The following is an 18,111-nucleotide window of genomic DNA, read 5'->3' on the forward strand; positions in this document are numbered from 1 at the left end:
CAGAGCGAGTTTCTCGACTTATTATAGCGGCAGCTTTAGCTTATATATGGATGGTTTATTTAGGGGAGCTGACGAAGAAAAAGGGCTGGGATAAAATTATCCATCGCAAAGATCGTTGTGACTTGAGTTTGTTTACACTGGGAATGCGGTTATTAAAGCGCCTGCTAAGAGAAGAAAAAGCACTTCCTCAGTTCTGCCTCGCTTTATCGGGTAAGGCTTTTCTGTAAGGTAGGAAAAAGTGTACGGTAGTGAAGCGGAAAGTAACAGTTCCGCTTCTATCAAAGCTAAAGTTTTAAACTAATGAAATAGTTTCAGTACGGCCATTCATTTCAAAGCTGAGTTTGCCTTCGCAAGCTAACCAGCCTATGCCGCGTTGCAAATTATTTTTGCTTAAGCCTGTTTCGGTGCTAATTTTGTTTGCACTTGACGGACCGTTGTCATTTAAAAATTTCCAGATTATTCCAGCAGAATTTCCAATTGAATCACTCATAGGTACACCTTATTAAGATAAGAAAAATAAAAATTAAAAAAATAAAAATTAATTATTCGTGTGCTCAGGAAGAACAATATTAAGCTCTAGTGTTTCTTGCTCATCATCACTGTCAAAGTTGACGGATATAGCATCTTGATCAACTTTAATATATTTTTGTATTACTTTTAATAACTCTTGCTGTAATGCAGGCAGATAAGAAGGTTGGTTGCGTACATTTCTCTCATGTGCAACGAGAATCTGTAAGCGTTCTTTCGCAACTTTAGCAGAGTTGGGTTTAGTGGTTTTAAAGTAATCAAGTAAGCTCATGATTAACTCCTAAATAGGCGTCCAAAGAGGCCTTTTTTTTCTTCATCAATAAATCTGTGAGGCTTATCTTCGCCTAAATAACGGTCAACAATATCTGCATAGGCTTGTCCAGCATCGCTAGTTTCATCAAGAATAATGGGTTCTCCAGCGTTTGATGCACTGAGTACTGATTGTGACTCGGGAATAACACCCAGCAAATGCAAAGAAAGAATATCCTGTACATCCTCAACACTTAGCATAGCGCCTAATTTAACACGCTTAGGGTCGTAGCGAGAGAGCAAAAGGTATTCTTTTATGGGATCTTCGCCGAGTTCTGCGCGTTTTGATTTGCTAGATAAAATACCTAGCATGCGATCTGAATCACGCACTGATGAAACTTCAGGGTTGGTTACAACAAAAGCATCATCAGCAAAATACATCGCTAGATTTGCTCCGCGTTCAATGCCAGCCGGCGAATCACAAACAATATATTTAAAAGTTTTTGATAATTCCTCTAGTACTTTACCTACACCTTCTTTAGTTAAGGCATCTTTGTCGCGAGTTTGGGAGGCAGGAAGAATATAGAGCTGGTTGCAGCGCTTGTCTTTTATTAAGGCTTGATTTAAATTTGCTTCGTTATTAATAACATTGACAAAGTCATAAACAACGCGACGCTCACAGCCTAAAACAAGATCTAAATTACGTAGGCCTACATCGAAGTCGATAACGGCTGTTTTGTGTCCTTTTTTTGCAAGTCCCATGGCAATTGCGGCACTGGTGGTGGTTTTACCCACCCCGCCTTTTCCAGATGTTACAACGATAATTCTAGCCAATGGATTGTCTCCTAAATATTTTTAATAATTAATGCTTGGTCATTTAGATAAATTTGTACCGGTGTCTTACGGTTTGAGTCATCTAAGTCTTCGCTGATACGATAATTACCTGCCACAGAGACTAATTCAGCTTGCAAGTCTGAGCAGAAAATTTGAGCACTTTCATCGCCTTGTACACCGGCTAAAGCACGACCTCTTAAAGAGCCATAAATATGTATGTTACCTTCAGCCATGACTTCAGCGCCAGCACTCACTTGGGCAATGATAATTAAATCCCCTTTAACATAGATACGTTGGCCGGAGCGTATAGGTTGATTGATGACCGTACTCGCAATCGTGGTGCTTGCTACTGGTTCAGAGCTTTCTTGCGTCGGTATTTCTACTTTTACCGGGGCTGCTTGTTTGCTGCTGATACTGTTTTGAGAAGTCATAATGGGCAGCATTAAATCTTTAGCATCTTGATGCTGGCTAGTCGTGCCACCCCGAACGCCAATGGGGCGCATGCCTGAGTTACGAATGGCATCAACCAGTAAGGCAAGGTTTAGCTCTTGATCTTGTAGTGGACTAAGATCAAGCAACAGCGAAGAATTAGTAAAGAATTCAGGTGCTTGCTTTATTTTTTCGCGTAGTTGATGAGTAATTACATTGATATCGGTACTAAATAGGTTGAGTACCGGAATGGTAATTACGCCACTTTTGAATTCAAAAGCAGGGGAACTTGCAGAAATGGGTTGGGAGTCAGTGGACATGATTTATAAAAATTACCATTACTAATGCTTTGATTCTATCATTGCTGTTTAAAAAAAACACGTTACCTGACAAAATAGTTTTATTTCTTAAGTGGCTCATGCAATGGGCAAAAAAGTTAGCCACAAAAACTATGGATAATTTTGTTAATAAGATTGGGAAAAGCTTATCTAGGGCTTGGTTTTAGTATACCTGCTTAGGTTGCTTGAAAAATCATTCAGGCTTGATAAATTTTAAGGTCATGCGGTCACTTTCCCCAATAGCGATAAAATTTGTTTTATTTGTTGCGTCACCTCTTAAGGAGGGTGGCAACGACCATACTCCATGCGGATGGATATGGGTATCTTTTGGGTTGGCATTTATTTCGGATTTAGCAGCTAATTTGAAACCAGCTTTATTTGCTAGTTGAATGACATAGGCTTCAGTTACGTAACCTGAAGGTGCTGTTAGGTCTTGTTCGATGTTTTCAGGGTTGCGGTGCTCGACTACGCCTAATATTCCGCCTGGCTTTAAGGCTTGATACATGGTTTTAAAGACATTTTTAGCTCGACCGCTGTTCATCCAGTTATGGACATTGCGAAAAGTAAGTATTCGATCTGCTGAATTATCAGGGGCAATTTTTAGTTGTCCAGAGGTTGTCAGCGTGGTGGTGATAACTTTGTCATAGATTTCAGGATTTGCGGCTATCTTTTGTTTGAATTGCGCTAAACTTTTGACCAAGTAAGGGCTAGTTGAATTCTTGTCAAAGTGCGCAGCATAGAGTTTGCCGTGATCTTTTAAGTAAGGCGCTAGAATTTCTGTATACCAAGCTTGGCTACCTGGCCATATTTCTACTACCGTCATATTGGGTTGTAGTGCAAAAAACTCTAGTGTTTTTTCTGGGTGTCTGTAAATATCTCGCGCCTTATGTTCTGCTGAACGGTGTGAGCTGTTAATTGCTTGTTGTAAGTCTGTGCTTTCTGCAAAGCTATTAAGACTGAGTGCTAATAAAGCCAGTAGAGTGATTTTTTTATACATAGAATTACGCCTTATTAATGAGTTGATATAAGCTAACACAGGCTAAACCAATAAAGGCAATGAAGGTCCAGGCGGGTATACTAAGTCCTAAAAATGTCCATAATACATCAGCGCATTCGCCGGTACCATTGACCATAAGTTTAAGTGTATCGGTTAATGGGAAATTATCAAAAATATAGGAGAGCCCTGGGCTGCATTCCGGTACTTCTTCAGGGGGTAAATTTTGTAACCAGACATGACGTGCGGAAACAGCTGCCCCCGCTAAGGCAAATAATGCTCCGAGAATTGCGTAAATATGTATGCCTTTTTGTGCTGGGTTATGTAACGCGGCAATAAGAAAAGTAATGCCGGTTATCAATATGGCAATACGTTGCGAGATGCATAAAGGGCAAGGTTCTAGCTCATCGATGAATTGAAAGTATGCACCTACCGCAAGCATGGAAAAGCAAGCAATAAAACCGAGGAAAAACCAAGTTCTGGGTTTAAATTGAATCATTCAATAACTCCTATTTCTTTTTTAAAATTTTTAATATCTCGGCTAGAGCCTAGTACCACTAAAATATCACCTGTATCGAGTACATGGTCTTGTTCACCTAAGGAAAAGTATAACTTTTCTCCGAGCTCTTTATCGACGACGCCAATTAGAAAGAGATTATATAACTCATTTAAGTGTAATTCGCTAATGAGTGTCCTGTCTAAGTAAGAATTTTTAGGAATGAGGATTTCTGCCATATGTAAATCGGCACGGCCAAAAACAGCTTCATCTAAAAGCCAGGTAATGCTGGGTTTAGTGAGCAATTGATAGGCTTTTTTACTACATATTTCGAACGGGTCAATAATTTTATTAGCCCCAGCTGCCAATAATTTTTCAGCAGATTCAGGTTGATTGACGACAGAGATGATTTTAAGTTTTTTATCGAGTACGCGTGCCGAAAGTGTCAGGAATACATTTTCTGAATCAGACTCTAAAAAGCAAAAAATAGTTTCTACTGATGACCCGATACCAAGTGTAATAAGGTTTTCGTCTTGGCGGCAGTCCATAAGTTGCGCGGGCAATTCTTTTTGCAAGGCTTGTTCTATTTTTACTGGGTCTGCATCTAGTATTATCAGCTTTTTCTCTTTTCCGTTAAGTTGACTTACTAGCTCAAAGGACATGCTGTTGTAACCAAAAATAGCAATCTTGTTATTGTTCATAATGGTTTCTCTAGGGTTTTCTGTAGGCGGCTGGTAATAATTAAGTCATGTAGATGTTCAATACCTAATTGCCTGCCTAATAAAACCAAAATGTCGCCTTCATAGAGAATAAAACTAGGGTCTGGATTAAAGTAAAAATGTTGGTTGTGCAATTTATAGCGGTTTCTGCGTTTGGCATGAAGGGGGTTTTTACTAATAACGCCAATGAGGCGAATTTTATATTGACTAAAGTTTACCTTTGCTAAAGGTAGGCCCGTCAGAAAGCAGTCTCCACAGATACTTAATGCTTCCATTTGTATATCTTTCTGATCGTGCAGGATGCCATGTATTGCTTCGAATGCTACTGGGTGTCCGATATACTCCGCCGCTAAAAGTCCAGCGATATTAAATGATTGGACAATATAGCTTGCTCCAGCCTGGAGCATTTTTTTTGCATTCTCTTCATGATTGGCGCGTGAAATGATGGTGATGCTTGGATTTAAATAGCGACTGGTTAGAGTAATATAAACATTAGTTATATCGTTGTCCGTTGTACATAAAACGGCCTTAGCGCCACTGTTAATACCTGCTTGCTCTAAAATAGAATTTTTGCTGGCATCAGCAAATAGTGTGATATAGCCCTGTTGTTTGGCTAGGGAGACATGCTGTTCATTGTTGTCTATGATGACAAAATGATGTTTATTGGCGTGTAGTTGCCGTGCAATATCTTGCCCTACGCGACCAAAGCCACAAAGAATGGTGGTGTCAGTGAGTTTTTCAATGCGCGCCTTAATTCTTTCTTCTTGAAATTCGCTCATTTTTTCATTGAAAGCGGCAACGATAATGGAAGTGAAAAAGGCAAGAACCCCTAAACCAGCGATAATAAGCGCACTAGTGACTAAACGCCCTCCTGTTGTTACCGGTGTTATATCGCCATAGCCTACGGTTGATACGGTGACAATGGCCCAATAAAAAGCATCATAAAGGTCATTGACTTTGCCCCCTGTGTTTTGATTTTCAAACATGTATATAGCAGTGCTTGCAATGAAAATCAAAAAACTCATAAAGATTGCTAATGTCGTCAGTTCAAAGCGTTTATTTTTCAGTACGCCGGTGAACATTTGCATACTTTGTGAGTAGCGAAATAATTTGAATAAGCGAAAGATCAGGAAAATGCGCAGAATACGCAGTGGCCTGTAACTGGGCAGGATAGCGAGCAAATCAATAATTGCGCTTGGAGAAAATAAGTAGCTAAGTTTGTTAGTAATAATTAGTTTTACAACTTTATGTAAATGAAACGTCGAACCTAAGTATTCCGTTTTTTCATGCTGTTTGATGATTAGGTTATGTATGTCTGAGTATATCCAGCCGCGCAATAGGTATTCGCAGATAAACACAGTGACGACAAAGTTTTCAAATAAAATAGCCCACTCTGATGTTTTGTGTTCTATCTCGTAAAGTAGCAATGATACGCTGCTAATAACTAACAGAATCATGAAAATATCAAAGAATGGTTTGATTTTGCTTTGTGGGTTTTTTAATAAATTGTAGAAAAATCTCTTTAAGCTTTGATAGCGCGTTGAGGTTTTCAGGCTGTAGGCAATATAAAGAGTTAGACGAGTTAGCATAGGGGCTATGAAGTGGGGAACAGTCGGTAGTATTGTTAAATTATAAAGTCTAATAATTTTTGAACTTAGTTAAATGTTTGATTTTAGCTGATATTATTGACGCTTATAGAAAACTGCTTAATTTCCTTAGTGCTTGCCCGCGGTGGCTTAACTGATTTTTTTTACTTGCTGGTAATTCCGCTGAGCTACAGTTTTCAGTCGGAATCCAGAAAATAGGATCATAACCAAAGCCATTTGTGCCTTGCGCCTTATCTAGAATGATACCTTCCCAGCTAGCTTGGGTAATAATTGGAAAAGGATCGTTAACATGGCGCATGAGCACGATAACGCAAATAAAGCGTGCTGTTCGTTGTGCTTCAGGGGTGCCTTCCATGTCTTTAAGTAATTTTTGTAGATTTTCTTGGTCGTTGGCTTGTGGGCCTGCAAAGCGAGCTGACCTGACACCGGGCGCGCCATTTAATGCATCAACAACAAGGCCTGAATCATCCGCAATGGCAGGTAAATTGCTCTGGTGTGCAGCGTTTCTTGCCTTAATAATGGCATTTTCGACAAAAGTGCTGCCTGTTTCCTCGGCTTCTTGAATGTTAAATTCTTGCTGGGTAACTATCGTGTAGTCCTTTAAAAGAGCTTGAATCTCTCTTATCTTTCCTTTGTTGCCGCTGGCTAAGATGATTTTTTGAGAATTAGGCAATAGCATAGTTAATTATTCTAATGTAAAAATGAGTAAAATTTGCAGCGTTTGCAGTATTGATGCTACAAACGCAGTGCATTATTTATCGGTGGTTTGTTAAGGCTATCGATTGTTTGGCTAATAAATCAGTAATGCCTGATTTAGCTAACGCTAGCATGGCGTTAAGTTCTTCTTGGTGGAAGGCGTGTCCTTCCGCGGTGCCCTGAACTTCAATAAAAGCTGCGGCATCATTCATGACTACGTTCATGTCTGTTTCTGCATTGCTATCTTCTTTATAGTCTAAATCCAGAACGGGGATGCCGTTATAAATGCCTACTGAAATTGAGGCAACTTGTCCGTGGAGCGGATTTTTTCTGATTTTCTTTTGTTTGAGCATTTTTTCTATAGCAATAGAAAGTGCGACAAACCCGCCTGTAATCGAGGCAGTGCGAGTCCCTCCATCAGCTTGAATGACGTCACAATCGATAGTAATGGTGTGCTCGCCTAGAGCCGATAAATCAACTGCGGCACGTAGAGACCTACCGATAAGGCGTTGAATTTCTTGGGTTCTTCCGCCTTGTTTGCCTTGGCTTGCTTCGCGCCCCATACGCGTATGTGTCGAGCGAGGGAGCATGCCATATTCAGCAGTGACCCAGCCTTGACCTTTTCCTTTTAAGAAGCGCGGTACTCTGTTTTCAACGCTGGCAGTACATAGTACGCGGGTATCGCCGAACTCAACCAAGACAGATCCTTCAGCGTGTTTGGTGAATCCACAAGTAAATTTAACTTCTCTCAGTTGTTCGGGAGCGCGTCCGCTAGGTCTCATGATTATCTCTATATATAAATTAAAAAAAGGTAGAGTATACCTGATTAAGTTATTTGAAGTAGGCAGGAGAAAGGGCTATTGCATAATATTTAAGATGACACCTTTGAGGGGGAGCTATACATTTAACACAGAATAAATTTTTACCATGAAGAGTATGAAGAAAAAAGTTAACCTTTTATTGTCTTTATGTCCTTTATGCTCTTTATGTCCTTTATGTCCTTTATGTCCTTTATGCCCTTTATGCCCTTTATGTCCTTTATGGCAAAAAATAATGTTCACTTGGGCTGCTATTTTTCAAGTGCTTTTCCTTAAAACTGTCGTCGAAATTTTGTATAGTTAAAGGGGGTAAAAGAATGGGATGCCATCTTATTTAGGTGAGCTTGTGCGGTTTATGCCTTTTCGTTTATAAGTGAACCAAGCATATTCTTTTCTGCATTGAGCAATTTTACGCCGGCAGAAGTCTCGAATTCTGCTTCTTTTAGGCTCAGTATTGGCTTGATGATATCTTGTTGGTTGAAATTAGAGCTGCCTGTTTCGTTGCTTTGGATGGAAGATTTAGCTATTTGTATGGCCGCATCATTCGATTTCTGTTGGGCACTGCTAAATAATTGGATGGCACTGCTATCGGGTGAAATGTTCATTAATGACCTCCATTTGGATTGAACGCTTTGGCTCTAAATTATAGTGAGTATAAAGAGTTTATTTTGTGAAAAGCTGGATGTTTTTGATTAAAAAATATTTTTTAACACCGCTGAAAGAGTCGCTAGTAGGTGTGACTTTGCTATACAAAAGTGAAATTTTTATTTGTATTTATAAAAAAGGCGGTTATAATTGCTATTCAAATTAAGTTTGCGAGCGTGGCGGAATTGGTAGACGCGCTGGTTTTAGGTACCAGTATCTATGATGTGAGAGTTCGAGTCTCTCCGCTCGCACCACTTATTGCCAGATAAATAATATTAACGATAATCATCGTTAACTCTCCGAAATATACTTCCCAACGTGGGTATTCATAAGTAATTCATTTATACAATTGAGGATAATCAATGCAAGTTTCTGTCGAAAAGACATCAGAATTAAGCAGAAAAATGACTGTTATCATACCTGAAGACGTTGTCCAGGGAAAGGTTAATGAGCGTTTAAAAACTTTGGCGCGTGAAGTCAAAATAGACGGATTCCGTCCTGGGAAAGTTCCTCAAAACGTTGTAAAAAAAATGTACGGGACGCGTGTAAGAGAGGAAATTACCGGTGACTTGATTCAAACGAATTATTTTAAAGCATTACAAGATAATGATTTGCGTCCTGCTGGAGCACCTCAAATAGAGCCTGTGCAAGCTGATGAGGGTTTTCATTTTACTGCGACTTTTGAGGTTTATCCTGAGGTTTCTTTAGATGCTATTGATTCGGCTGCTATCACTAAGCCAGTCTCTGTTGTTGAAGCATCTGATGTTGATGCGATGATTGAAAAGCTTAAAGAGCAGCGTAAAATATGGGAAGCATCTGAGCAAGACGCTCAAGAGGGGGATCGGGTTACTATTAAATTTTCTGGCGTATGTGAGGGTGAAAATTTCACCGACGGTACAGTCGAGGATTTCCAAGTAGAAATTGGCTCTAACCGCATGATTCCTGGCTTTGAAGATCAGGTGAAAGGTCTATCTGTAGGTGCAACTAAGACTTTTGAAATCACTTTTCCAGAAGATTATGGCAATGAAAAACTAGCAGGTAAAACAGCTGAATTTGCAATAGAAGTACTTAAGATTGAATCATCTGTTTTACCTGAAATTGATGCTGAGTTTATTAAAGCGTACGGTATTGAGAGTGGTGATGAGCAAGAATTCCGTGCTGATGTGCAGACAAATATGCAGCGTGAATTGGATCAAGCGCTCAAGTCAAGGCTTAAAAATGCAGTGATGGATGCGTTGTATGCGAGTGTTCCGGTAACGTTACCTGCGGTATTGATTGATCAAGAAATCGAAAGTTTGATGAAGCCTTATTATGAAAGTGCAAAAAAACGTAATATGGATGTTAATGATGTAAAGCCTGCGAATGCTGATTTTGAAGATCAAGCCAAGCGTAGGGTTGCTTTAGGTTTGATTTTGGCTGAAATTATTCAGAAAAATGAAATTAAAACGGATGCCAAGCAGGTGCGCGCGGTTATTGATGAAATGGCAGCAAGCTATGAAGATCCTGAGCAAGTTATTAGTTGGTATTATGGTGATAAGCAGCGTTTAGCTGAAGTTGAGCAGTTAGTGCTTGAAGATGCAACTGTTGAATGGGTGTTAGGTAAAGTTAAAGTTACCGATGAGAATGTAGCATTTAACGATGTGATGGATACTGCAGCATAACAATAAGGACAAACATAATGAATAGCCATAACGGAATAGGGGATATTATCACGCCGCAAGCGGCCGGTGGCCTAGTGCCTATGGTTGTGGAGCAAACTGCGCGTGGTGAGCGATCTTATGATATTTACTCGCGACTATTAAAAGAGCGCGTTATTTTTTTGGTGGGTCAAGTAGAGGATTATATGGCCAACCTTGTGGTGGCTCAGTTGTTATTTTTGGAGTCTGAAAACCCTGACAAAGATATTCATTTATATATTAATTCGCCAGGTGGGTCGGTGACTGCTGGAATGGCAATATACGACACTATGCAGTTTATTAAGCCGGATGTCAGTACTATGTGTATTGGTCAAGCAGCGAGTATGGGGTCATTGTTATTAACGGGGGGGGCGGCAGGTAAAAGATATTGTTTACCTCACTCAAGAGTCATGATTCATCAGCCATTAGGCGGTTTTCAAGGCCAAGCTTCTGATTTTGATATTCATGCGCGCGAGATCCTAACAATACGTGAAAAGTTAAATAAAATTCTATCGCATCATACTGGTCAGGATATGGAAAAAATTCAGGCAGATACTGATAGAGACAACTTTTTAAGTGCGCAAGAGTCTGTTGAGTATGGGTTGATTGACAAAGTATTGTCTAACAGAACAGAATCTTGATAAAAATCTACAAAATTATTTTAAGGTTAAGCAATGAGCAAAAAAAGTGATAGTGATAAAATTTTATATTGTTCATTTTGTGGTAAGAGCCAAAGTGAAGTAAAAAAACTTATTGCTGGCCCTTCTGTTTATGTTTGTGATGAGTGTGTTGATCTATGTAATGACATCATTAAGGAAGAGTTTGCCAATGATGATCTAGCAGAAGAAGGTGAGCAAAGGTTACCGAAACCGAAGGAAATTAAGCAAACCCTAGATGAGTATGTCATTGGCCAGGATCGGGCGAAGAAGATATTGTCGGTTGCGGTTTATAATCATTATAAGCGTCTGAGAAGTCGTCTTAAAAAAGGTGATGAAGTTGAGCTAAGTAAAAGTAATATTTTACTGATTGGTCCAACTGGCTCAGGTAAAACTTTATTAGCTGAGACTTTAGCAAAAGTTTTGGATGTGCCTTTTACTATTGCTGATGCAACAACGTTGACCGAAGCAGGGTATGTTGGTGAAGATGTTGAGAATATCATTCAAAAGATCTTGCAAAAGTGTGATTTTGATGTAGAAAAGGCTGAGTCTGGCATTGTTTATATTGATGAGATTGATAAAATTTCTCGTAAATCTGAAAACCCATCGATTACTCGTGATGTTTCTGGAGAAGGTGTTCAGCAAGCTTTATTGAAGCTAATTGAAGGTACGATTGCATCTGTTTCACCTCAAGGTGGTCGGAAAAATCCACAGCAAGAATTTATTCAAGTCAATACTGCGAACATACTATTTATTGTTGGTGGTGCTTTTGCTGGGTTGGACAAAGTTATTAAGCAGCGCTCTGAGAAAGGTGGGATTGGTTTTTCGGCTGAAGTGAAAACTAAAGATGATGCTAAAAATATTGGTGAGTTATTTGCCGAGGTTGAGGCGGAAGATTTGATTCGCTATGGCTTGATTCCAGAGTTTGTCGGTCGTTTGCCAGTCGTTGCTACGCTTGAGGAATTAAGTGAGGAGGCGCTGATTCAAGTATTGACCGAACCTAAAAATGCGCTAGTTAAGCAGTATAAAAAACTGTTTGAGATGGAAGGCACTGAACTTGAATTTCGTGATGACTCCTTGTCTGCAATTGCACAAAAATCTATGCAACGAAAAACTGGAGCAAGAGGCTTAAGAACTATTGTAGAGAATGTTTTGTTAGATACGATGTATGAAATCCCATCGGCTGATAATGTCTCAAAGGTTGTTATAGATAAGTTGGTTATTGATGGTGATAATGATCCTTATTTTGTTTATGAGAATGAAAAGAAGGTTGCTGCATCTGAGTAGATTCGTATAAGTATTTTTTAGCGACTGTTGAAAGCGGGGGTTTATTGTTAAGCCTCCGCTTTTTTTATGCCTTATGCCTTGTTATATAAAATAAGCACCCTTATATTATAAAGATATTTTTAGAAAATAAATAAAGGTTCCGTGTATGGAAACGAATGAAATAATAGATATAGTTGTTGATGAGAATTTAATTCCAGTCTTGCCATTAAGGGACGTGGTGGTTTACCCGCATATGGTTATCCCTCTGTTTGTTGGGCGTGAAAAGTCAATTGAAGCCTTAGATAAGGCGATGGTGGAAGATAAGCAAATTTTTCTTGCGACGCAAAAAGAAGCAGATCTTGATGATCCTAGTTTTGAGGAGTTACACCAAGTAGGGACTTTGGCTAATATTTTGCAGCTATTAAAACTGCCTGACGGAACAGTAAAAGTTTTAGTTGAAGGTGAACAGCGTAGCCAGGTGTTGCAGTATCATGAGCGAGAAGGCTGTATATTTGCTGAGGTGATTGAAATTGAAGATATTTTTACGCTATCTGATAAAGAACTTGATGTCATGGTGCGAGCGGCCGTGGACTCATTTGGTCGCTATGTGAAGTTGAATAGTAAGATCCCGCCAGAGGTTTTAAATGCCTTGTCTGGGATCGATGAGCCGGGTCGTCTTGCCGATACGATGGCGGCACATATGAGTTTAAAAGTCTCAGAAAAACAAGAATTGCTTGAACTGTCTGATGTTGTGGCGCGTCTTGAAAAATTAATGTTGCTAATGGAAAGCGAGGCAGATTTATTTGAGCTAGAAAAGAATATTCGTGTTCGTGTAAAGCAGCAAATGGAAAAGAACCAAAGAGAGTATTACCTGAATGAGCAAATGAAAGCGATTCAGAAAGAATTAGGTGATATGGAGGATGCGGTAAGTGAGGTTGAAGAGCTAGAGCAAAAGATCGCTCAGGCGGGTATGTCTAAGGATGCTAAGGAAAAGGCAGGAGCTGAATTAAACAAGCTTAAGATGATGTCCTCTATGTCCGCTGAAGCATCTGTCGTACGTAATTATATAGACTGGATGTTAAATGTGCCTTGGAAAAAGAAAACCAAAGTACGTCATGATTTAAAATTGGCTGAAGAAATCTTAGATGCAGATCATTATGGTTTAGAGAAGGTCAAAGAGCGCATTTTAGAATACCTTGCAGTGCAGCAACGAGTTAAGTCGCTAAATGGACCTATTTTATGCTTAGTTGGGCCGCCCGGGGTAGGTAAGACATCTTTAGGGCAATCTATAGCGCGAGCAACCAATAGAAAATATATAAGAATGGCTTTAGGTGGTGTGCGTGACGAGGCAGAAATAAGAGGTCACCGCCGTACCTATATTGGTTCAATGCCAGGTAAAATTTTACAGAACTTAGCAAAAATAAAGGTTCGTAATCCTTTGTTTTTACTTGATGAAATAGATAAGATGTCGGGTGATTTTCGTGGCGACCCAGCATCAGCATTATTAGAGGTGCTAGATCCAGAACAAAATAAAGCTTTTGCTGATCATTACTTAGAAGTTGACTTTGATTTATCAGATGTCATGTTTGTCGCAACAGCAAATACTATGAATATTCCAGGTCCTTTACTGGATAGAATGGAAGTTATCCGTTTGGCGGGATATACTGAAGATGAAAAAATTAATATTGCCATGCGTTATTTAGTGCCTAAGCAGTTAAAAAAGAACGGCTTGTTAGATTCGGAAGTGCAGATTACGGAAGAGGTTATCCAGGATATTGTTCGCTATTATACGCGCGAGGCTGGGGTACGTAGTTTAGAACGGGAAATTTCTAAAATCTGTCGTAAAGTTGTTAAGCAATTATTGCTAAAAGAGAAACAAGAAATTGTTAATATTGGGTCGGATAATTTAGCGGATTATTTAGGTGTGCGTCGTTTTAACTATGGTCTTGCGGAAGAAAAAGATCAAGTAGGCCAAGTGACTGGGTTAGCGTGGACTGAGGTTGGTGGTGAGATGTTAACCATTGAATCAGCTGTTATGCCTGGCAAAGGAAAGCAGGTATCGACGGGTAAGCTTGGTGATGTAATGAAAGAATCGATTGCGGCGGCTATGACTGTTGTGCGTGCGCGTGCTGGTATTCTAGGTATCAGTGATGAAGCATTTCAGACACAGGATTTACATATACATGTGCCCGAAGGAGCAACGCCAAAAGATGGGCCTAGTGCAGGTGTCGGCATGTGTACGGCGATTGTTTCAGCGTTAACATCGATTCCAGTACGAGCTGATGTAGCCATGACGGGTGAAATTACTTTGCGTGGTGAAGTGCTTGCTATTGGAGGGCTAAAAGAGAAATTACTGGCAGCGCATCGAGGTGGAATTAAGACAGTACTCATTCCGCATGAGAATGAAAAGGACTTGGTTGATATTCCAGATAATGTGAAGCAGAACCTTACAATTAAGCCGGTACGCTGGATTGATGAGGTTTTAGACATTGCTTTACAATACCAGCCAGAACCGATAAAAAAAGCCAGTATTCAGGCAGAAAAGAAAGGTATTAAGTCAAAGGTGAAATCAGTCACAGCTCATTAATTTTTTGTATTAAGCTGTAACGCTTGACATGTCTGGTGTGTAGTTGATATAAATACGCACGGTTTGAGGGTTTTATTTTTAGGCCGCGCGACAAAAATTGTATGCTGTGTAAATTACCTATGGAGAAAATAAATGAATAAATCTGAACTTATCGATGCAATGGCGGACGCCTCAGAATTAACTAAAGCAGATGCTGGCCGTGCACTTGATGCATTTATGTCGTCAGTTACTACGGCCTTACAAGATGGTGACTCAGTCGCATTAGTTGGCTTTGGGACTTTTACTGTAAAAGATAGGGCAGAGCGAAAAGGACGTAACCCACAGACAGGTGCTGAAATTACTATTAAAGCGGCAAAAATTCCTTCTTTTAAAGCAGGTAAAGGTTTAAAAGATAGCGTGAACGGTTAATCAAAACATTTTTAATAAAATGTTGCTTAATTATAAAAAAGCATTATAATACTATTTCTTGAGTCGGGTGCTTAGCTCAGCTGGGAGAGCATCGCCCTTACAAGGCGAGGGTCGGGGGTTCGAACCCCTCAGCACCCACCACAGACTTGGAGCGGTAGTTCAGTTGGTTAGAATGCTGGCCTGTCACGCCGGAGGTCGCGGGTTCGAATCCCGTCCGCTCCGCCATATTAAAAAACCTCGACCTATATTGTAGATCGGGGTTTTTTTTTGTTTAAAATAAGTGTTTGTAAAAAGAGGAATGAGATATCATTCGTTCAAAGGACCTGTTTAGATAATCCTAGGAAACAAAAAACAGGCGTCATATATAGTTCAATCAATCGGTTAAGGTTAGTCAAATGCTGTCAAAAATAAGAGAAAAAACACAAGGTACTTTTGCTTGGGTAATCTTGATATTGATTTGTGTCCCTTTTGCATTATGGGGGTTGCAAAATTATACTGAAGGCGGTCAAGAAAGTGCTGTTGTTATTGTGGGTGATAAAGAGTTTGTGCAGCGAGATGTGAACCAAGCTTACGCTCAATTCAAGCAGCAGTATGCTGATATGCAATTACCTGAAGAGATGTTAAAAAAACAGGCAATTGAGAAATTAATTCGTGATGAACTTTTATTGCAGCATGTGACCGCTGAGAAGTTATCAATTACCGATGAGACGGTACGTAAATTTATAGCCTCGCTACAGTATTTTCAGCGTGATGGACGGTTCGATAAGAAGCAATATGAGACCCTTCTAGCGACTCAAGGCATGACCTCTGCACAATTTGTTAATCGTATTCGTAAAGCATTGTTAATGGAGCAGTATCAAAAAGCGATAACTGAAAGCAGTTTTGTTTCTCAGCATGATATTGATAGTTTTTTCAAAATACAAAACCAAACTAGACATATTGAGTATGTAACAGTTAACGTGCAGCCGGTTAGTGACTTACCTACAAGTGATGAAATTAATGCTTATTACCAGCAGCATATTAATGAATACCAATCAGCTGAACAGGTTTCAGTTGAGTATGTAGAGCTATTAATAGATGATTTGATGGCTGATATTGCGCCTACAGAAGAGCAGTTAAAGGCCTATTACGAAGAAAATAAAGAGTTATATTCCACAAAAGAACGTAGAAAAATAAGCCATATTTTATTTGCTAAAACGAAAGATACGACTGAAGAGCAGGCCTTAGCTAAGGCAGAGGCTGCGCAAGCACGATTAGCAAGTGAAAAGTTTGCTGATTTAGCTGCCACTTTATCTGATGATTCATTAACGGCAAAAAACGGGGGTGATTTAGGCTTATTTGAAGTTGGTGTTATGGAGCCTGATTTTGAAAAAGCAGCAGCGAAATTAGCATTAGGCGAAGTCTCTAAACCTGTTAAATCTGCTTTTGGTTATCACCTAATTACTGTTACTGAGTTGGTTCCTGCGCAAACTAAAACTTTTTCTGAGGTTAAAAATGAAGTCCAGCAAGCAGTGCAACGTGTTGAAGCAGAAACACAATTTTATCAGTTAGCGGAATCCCTAACGGATATCAGTTTTGAGAACTCAGATAACTTACAGATTGTGTCAGATGACTTAGGGTTAACTATTAAACGTAGTGGTCTTTTTGGGCGTAGTGCGGGTGAGGGTATTGCGAGTGAAGAGAGTATCAGAAATATCGCTTTTTCTGAGTCTGTTTTACAAGGTCATAATAGTGAGCCGGTTGAACTAGGTGATAGTCGTTTAGTTGTTTTGCGCCTATTAGAGCACCTACCTTCTGAAGCCAAGCCTTTAGCGTCCGTACAGAAAGAAATTATTGCTGCTATTCAAAGTAATAAAGCTAAAGCGCAGGCACGTACAGTCGCTAAGAGTATTAAGGCGCAGCTAGAGTCAGGTGTATCTTTAAGCGATGCAGCTAAAGAGCAAGGTTTAGTTGTTACTGAAATGACTGAGTTAAAGCGTAATAATGGCGATTTACCTTGGCAGGTTAGCCAAGCTGTATTTAAAGCGGCTAAGCCTATTGCTGGAAAACCAACAGTATTGGTTGTTGACTCTATTGAAGGCGATCAAACAGTAGTTAGTTTATTATCGGTCTCTGATGGCACAAAAGATGACGAGGCTGAGCAGGTTAAACTAGCTGCAGCAAATATTGCCAGAGCTTTAGGACAGGCTGATTACAGTGCTGTGATTGAAGGTATACGTGCAGTGACTAAGGTGATTGTTAAGGATTAAATTTTTCTTGCTAATTTTGGCATAAAAAAGGGGCGATCATCGCCCCTTTTTTGTTGCTGCCGTATTATGCTATGGTCAAACAGTTTACTTTAAAAGTTTAAGATGAAGCAATGCCGGCGATATTGTAACCACCATCAACATAAGTGATTTCTCCGGTTATACCAGACGCTAAATCGGAACAAAGAAAAGCAGATACATTGCCCACTTCTCCAATTGTTACATTTTTCTTTAATGGTGCGGTATCCGCTGCTTTACTCAGCATGGATTTGAAATTATTAATGCCTGCTGAGGCGAGTGTTTTGATTGGGCCTGCAGAGACAGCATTAACGCGAGTGCCTTCGGCACCTAAAGCAACTGCCATATAACGAACGTTAGCTTCTAAACTGGCTTTAGCAACCCCCATAACATTATAGTTGGGAATGGCACGCTCAGCACCTAGGTAGCTGAGTGTTAGTAATGAGCCATTGCGTCCAGCCATCATTTCTCTACCGGCTTTAGCGAGAGCTGTGAAACTATATGAGCTAATGTCATGGGCGATTCTAAAGTTTTCACGTGTTGTGGCGTTGACAAAGTCACCATCCAGTGCATCTCTAGGGGCGAATGCTACAGAATGTACAATACAGTCTAAACCATCCCAGTGCTTACCTAGCTCTATGAATACATTATCGATTTGTTCATCACTGCTTACATCACATTCGATAGTGATATTAGAATTACATTCTGCGGCCATTTTCTCTACACGACTTTGTAGCTTTTCATTTTGAAAAGTAAAAGCGATATCAGCACCTTCGCGATGCATTGCTTGTGCAATACCCCACGCAATTGAGCGGTTACTGGCTAAGCCAACAATAAGGACACGTTTGCCTTGCATAAAACCCATTTTTATTTCTCCAGTGAGTGTGATAAGTTTATTTAA

General features: G+C 39.8%; 19 protein-coding genes and 3 tRNA genes. 10 read left to right on the top strand and 12 right to left on the bottom strand.

All coding sequences use genetic code 11. The features are described 5' to 3' along the window. The coding region (locus BQ7314_RS06245) for a hypothetical protein (RefSeq protein WP_174482847.1) at positions 1-227 on the top strand (227 nt) is incomplete at its 5' end. A gap of 65 nt (positions 228-292) precedes the next feature. Here the strand turns inward: BQ7314_RS06245 and BQ7314_RS06250 are convergent. The 11 genes from BQ7314_RS06250 to BQ7314_RS06300 all read right to left on the bottom strand — a co-directional run bounded on the left by BQ7314_RS06250 (position 293) and on the right by BQ7314_RS06300 (position 8,313). Beyond that, positions 293-490: a winged helix-turn-helix domain-containing protein gene (locus BQ7314_RS06250; protein ID WP_174482848.1), complete on the bottom strand. Its 198-nt coding sequence runs from the start codon at positions 488-490 to the stop codon at positions 293-295. Between the two features lie 48 nt (positions 491-538). Continuing rightward, positions 539-799, bottom strand: coding sequence for a cell division topological specificity factor MinE (gene minE / locus BQ7314_RS06255; RefSeq protein WP_174482849.1), 261 nt, complete (start codon positions 797-799; stop codon positions 539-541). Positions 800-801: 2 nt separating this feature from the next. Beyond that, positions 802-1,611: a septum site-determining protein MinD gene (gene minD, locus BQ7314_RS06260; RefSeq protein ID WP_174482850.1), complete on the bottom strand. Its 810-nt coding sequence runs from the start codon at positions 1,609-1,611 to the stop codon at positions 802-804. 11 nt (positions 1,612-1,622) lie between these two features. Then, positions 1,623-2,360, bottom strand: coding sequence for a septum site-determining protein MinC (minC, locus tag BQ7314_RS06265; RefSeq protein WP_174482851.1), 738 nt, complete (start codon positions 2,358-2,360; stop codon positions 1,623-1,625). Positions 2,361-2,571: 211 nt separating this feature from the next. Further along, complete coding sequence (locus BQ7314_RS06270) at positions 2,572-3,375, bottom strand: class I SAM-dependent methyltransferase (protein WP_174482852.1); 804 nt, start codon at positions 3,373-3,375, stop codon at positions 2,572-2,574. A gap of 4 nt (positions 3,376-3,379) precedes the next feature. Beyond that, positions 3,380-3,871 carry a disulfide bond formation protein B gene (locus BQ7314_RS06275; RefSeq protein WP_174482853.1) on the bottom strand — a complete coding sequence of 164 codons (492 nt, stop codon included), beginning with the start codon at positions 3,869-3,871 and terminating at the stop codon, positions 3,380-3,382. After that, complete coding sequence (locus BQ7314_RS06280; protein ID WP_174482854.1) at positions 3,868-4,569, bottom strand: potassium channel family protein; 702 nt, start codon at positions 4,567-4,569, stop codon at positions 3,868-3,870. Before BQ7314_RS06280 ends, BQ7314_RS06275 begins: the two co-directional genes overlap by 4 nt. Then, entirely contained in the window at positions 4,566-6,176 is a 1,611-nt protein-coding gene (locus tag BQ7314_RS06285) for a potassium channel protein (RefSeq protein WP_174482855.1), read from the bottom strand. Before BQ7314_RS06285 ends, BQ7314_RS06280 begins: the two co-directional genes overlap by 4 nt. Positions 6,177-6,279: 103 nt before the next feature. Next, on the bottom strand, positions 6,280-6,873 hold the full coding sequence (rdgB, locus tag BQ7314_RS06290) for an RdgB/HAM1 family non-canonical purine NTP pyrophosphatase (RefSeq protein WP_174482856.1): 594 nt from the start codon (positions 6,871-6,873) through the stop codon (positions 6,280-6,282). A 76-nt stretch (positions 6,874-6,949) separates the two neighbouring features. Next, complete coding sequence (gene rph, locus BQ7314_RS06295) at positions 6,950-7,672, bottom strand: ribonuclease PH (protein WP_174482857.1); 723 nt, start codon at positions 7,670-7,672, stop codon at positions 6,950-6,952. Positions 7,673-8,061: 389 nt separating this feature from the next. Continuing rightward, entirely contained in the window at positions 8,062-8,313 is a 252-nt protein-coding gene (locus BQ7314_RS06300; protein WP_174482858.1) for a hypothetical protein, read from the bottom strand. Positions 8,314-8,523: 210 nt separating this feature from the next. Between BQ7314_RS06300 and BQ7314_RS06305 the strand changes: the two genes are divergently transcribed. The 9 genes from BQ7314_RS06305 to BQ7314_RS06345 all read left to right on the top strand — a co-directional run bounded on the left by BQ7314_RS06305 (position 8,524) and on the right by BQ7314_RS06345 (position 17,195). Next, positions 8,524-8,607 (top strand) — tRNA-Leu (locus BQ7314_RS06305). Positions 8,608-8,715: 108 nt separating this feature from the next. Beyond that, positions 8,716-10,014 carry a trigger factor gene (gene tig / locus BQ7314_RS06310; RefSeq protein ID WP_174482859.1) on the top strand — a complete coding sequence of 433 codons (1,299 nt, stop codon included), beginning with the start codon at positions 8,716-8,718 and terminating at the stop codon, positions 10,012-10,014. Between the two features lie 17 nt (positions 10,015-10,031). Further along, positions 10,032-10,670 (top strand): ATP-dependent Clp endopeptidase proteolytic subunit ClpP, encoded by a 639-nt coding sequence (gene clpP, locus BQ7314_RS06315; protein WP_174482860.1) that lies wholly within the window; start codon positions 10,032-10,034, stop codon positions 10,668-10,670. A gap of 33 nt (positions 10,671-10,703) precedes the next feature. Beyond that, positions 10,704-11,972: an ATP-dependent Clp protease ATP-binding subunit ClpX gene (gene clpX, locus BQ7314_RS06320; RefSeq protein WP_174482861.1), complete on the top strand. Its 1,269-nt coding sequence runs from the start codon at positions 10,704-10,706 to the stop codon at positions 11,970-11,972. 145 nt (positions 11,973-12,117) lie between these two features. Beyond that, a complete protein-coding gene (gene lon / locus BQ7314_RS06325) occupies positions 12,118-14,538 on the top strand; it encodes an endopeptidase La (RefSeq protein ID WP_174482862.1) in 2,421 nt (806 codons plus the stop codon). A gap of 132 nt (positions 14,539-14,670) precedes the next feature. Next, complete coding sequence (locus BQ7314_RS06330) at positions 14,671-14,946, top strand: HU family DNA-binding protein (RefSeq protein ID WP_174482863.1); 276 nt, start codon at positions 14,671-14,673, stop codon at positions 14,944-14,946. A 65-nt stretch (positions 14,947-15,011) separates the two neighbouring features. Beyond that, positions 15,012-15,087: transfer RNA gene (locus tag BQ7314_RS06335), tRNA-Val, on the top strand. Between the two features lie 7 nt (positions 15,088-15,094). Next, positions 15,095-15,171 (top strand) — tRNA-Asp (locus tag BQ7314_RS06340). A 170-nt stretch (positions 15,172-15,341) separates the two neighbouring features. Then, positions 15,342-17,195 (top strand): SurA N-terminal domain-containing protein, encoded by a 1,854-nt coding sequence (locus BQ7314_RS06345; RefSeq protein WP_174482864.1) that lies wholly within the window; start codon positions 15,342-15,344, stop codon positions 17,193-17,195. 97 nt (positions 17,196-17,292) lie between these two features. Here BQ7314_RS06345 and BQ7314_RS06350 read toward each other — a convergent pair whose 3' ends face one another. Then, positions 17,293-18,075 (bottom strand): enoyl-ACP reductase FabI, encoded by a 783-nt coding sequence (locus BQ7314_RS06350; RefSeq protein ID WP_174482865.1) that lies wholly within the window; start codon positions 18,073-18,075, stop codon positions 17,293-17,295. Positions 18,076-18,111: the final 36 nt, after the last annotated feature.

The organism is methanotrophic endosymbiont of Bathymodiolus puteoserpentis (Logatchev) (genome assembly GCF_900128525.1).
Classification (GTDB): domain Bacteria; phylum Pseudomonadota; class Gammaproteobacteria; order Methylococcales; family Methylomonadaceae; genus Methyloprofundus.

What these genes read in the sequence shown, in the direction of transcription:
- BQ7314_RS06250 (WP_174482848.1), bottom strand. Translation starts at nt 490, where the DNA reads ATGAGTGATTCAATTGGAAATTCTGCTGGAATAATCTGGAAATTTTTA.
- minE (WP_174482849.1), bottom strand. Translation starts at nt 799, where the DNA reads ATGAGCTTACTTGATTACTTTAAAACCACTAAACCCAACTCTGCTAAA.
- minC (WP_174482851.1), bottom strand. Translation starts at nt 2,360, where the DNA reads ATGTCCACTGACTCCCAACCCATTTCTGCAAGTTCCCCTGCTTTTGAA.
- BQ7314_RS06270 (WP_174482852.1), bottom strand. Translation starts at nt 3,375, where the DNA reads ATGTATAAAAAAATCACTCTACTGGCTTTATTAGCACTCAGTCTTAAT.
- BQ7314_RS06275 (WP_174482853.1), bottom strand. Translation starts at nt 3,871, where the DNA reads ATGATTCAATTTAAACCCAGAACTTGGTTTTTCCTCGGTTTTATTGCT.
- BQ7314_RS06280 (WP_174482854.1), bottom strand. Translation starts at nt 4,569, where the DNA reads ATGAACAATAACAAGATTGCTATTTTTGGTTACAACAGCATGTCCTTT.
- BQ7314_RS06285 (WP_174482855.1), bottom strand. Translation starts at nt 6,176, where the DNA reads ATGCTAACTCGTCTAACTCTTTATATTGCCTACAGCCTGAAAACCTCA.
- rdgB (WP_174482856.1), bottom strand. Translation starts at nt 6,873, where the DNA reads ATGCTATTGCCTAATTCTCAAAAAATCATCTTAGCCAGCGGCAACAAA.
- rph (WP_174482857.1), bottom strand. Translation starts at nt 7,672, where the DNA reads ATGAGACCTAGCGGACGCGCTCCCGAACAACTGAGAGAAGTTAAATTT.
- BQ7314_RS06300 (WP_174482858.1), bottom strand. Translation starts at nt 8,313, where the DNA reads ATGAACATTTCACCCGATAGCAGTGCCATCCAATTATTTAGCAGTGCC.
- tig (WP_174482859.1), top strand. Translation starts at nt 8,716, where the DNA reads ATGCAAGTTTCTGTCGAAAAGACATCAGAATTAAGCAGAAAAATGACT.
- clpP (WP_174482860.1), top strand. Translation starts at nt 10,032, where the DNA reads ATGAATAGCCATAACGGAATAGGGGATATTATCACGCCGCAAGCGGCC.
- clpX (WP_174482861.1), top strand. Translation starts at nt 10,704, where the DNA reads ATGAGCAAAAAAAGTGATAGTGATAAAATTTTATATTGTTCATTTTGT.
- lon (WP_174482862.1), top strand. Translation starts at nt 12,118, where the DNA reads ATGGAAACGAATGAAATAATAGATATAGTTGTTGATGAGAATTTAATT.
- BQ7314_RS06330 (WP_174482863.1), top strand. Translation starts at nt 14,671, where the DNA reads ATGAATAAATCTGAACTTATCGATGCAATGGCGGACGCCTCAGAATTA.
- BQ7314_RS06345 (WP_174482864.1), top strand. Translation starts at nt 15,342, where the DNA reads ATGCTGTCAAAAATAAGAGAAAAAACACAAGGTACTTTTGCTTGGGTA.
- BQ7314_RS06350 (WP_174482865.1), bottom strand. Translation starts at nt 18,075, where the DNA reads ATGGGTTTTATGCAAGGCAAACGTGTCCTTATTGTTGGCTTAGCCAGT.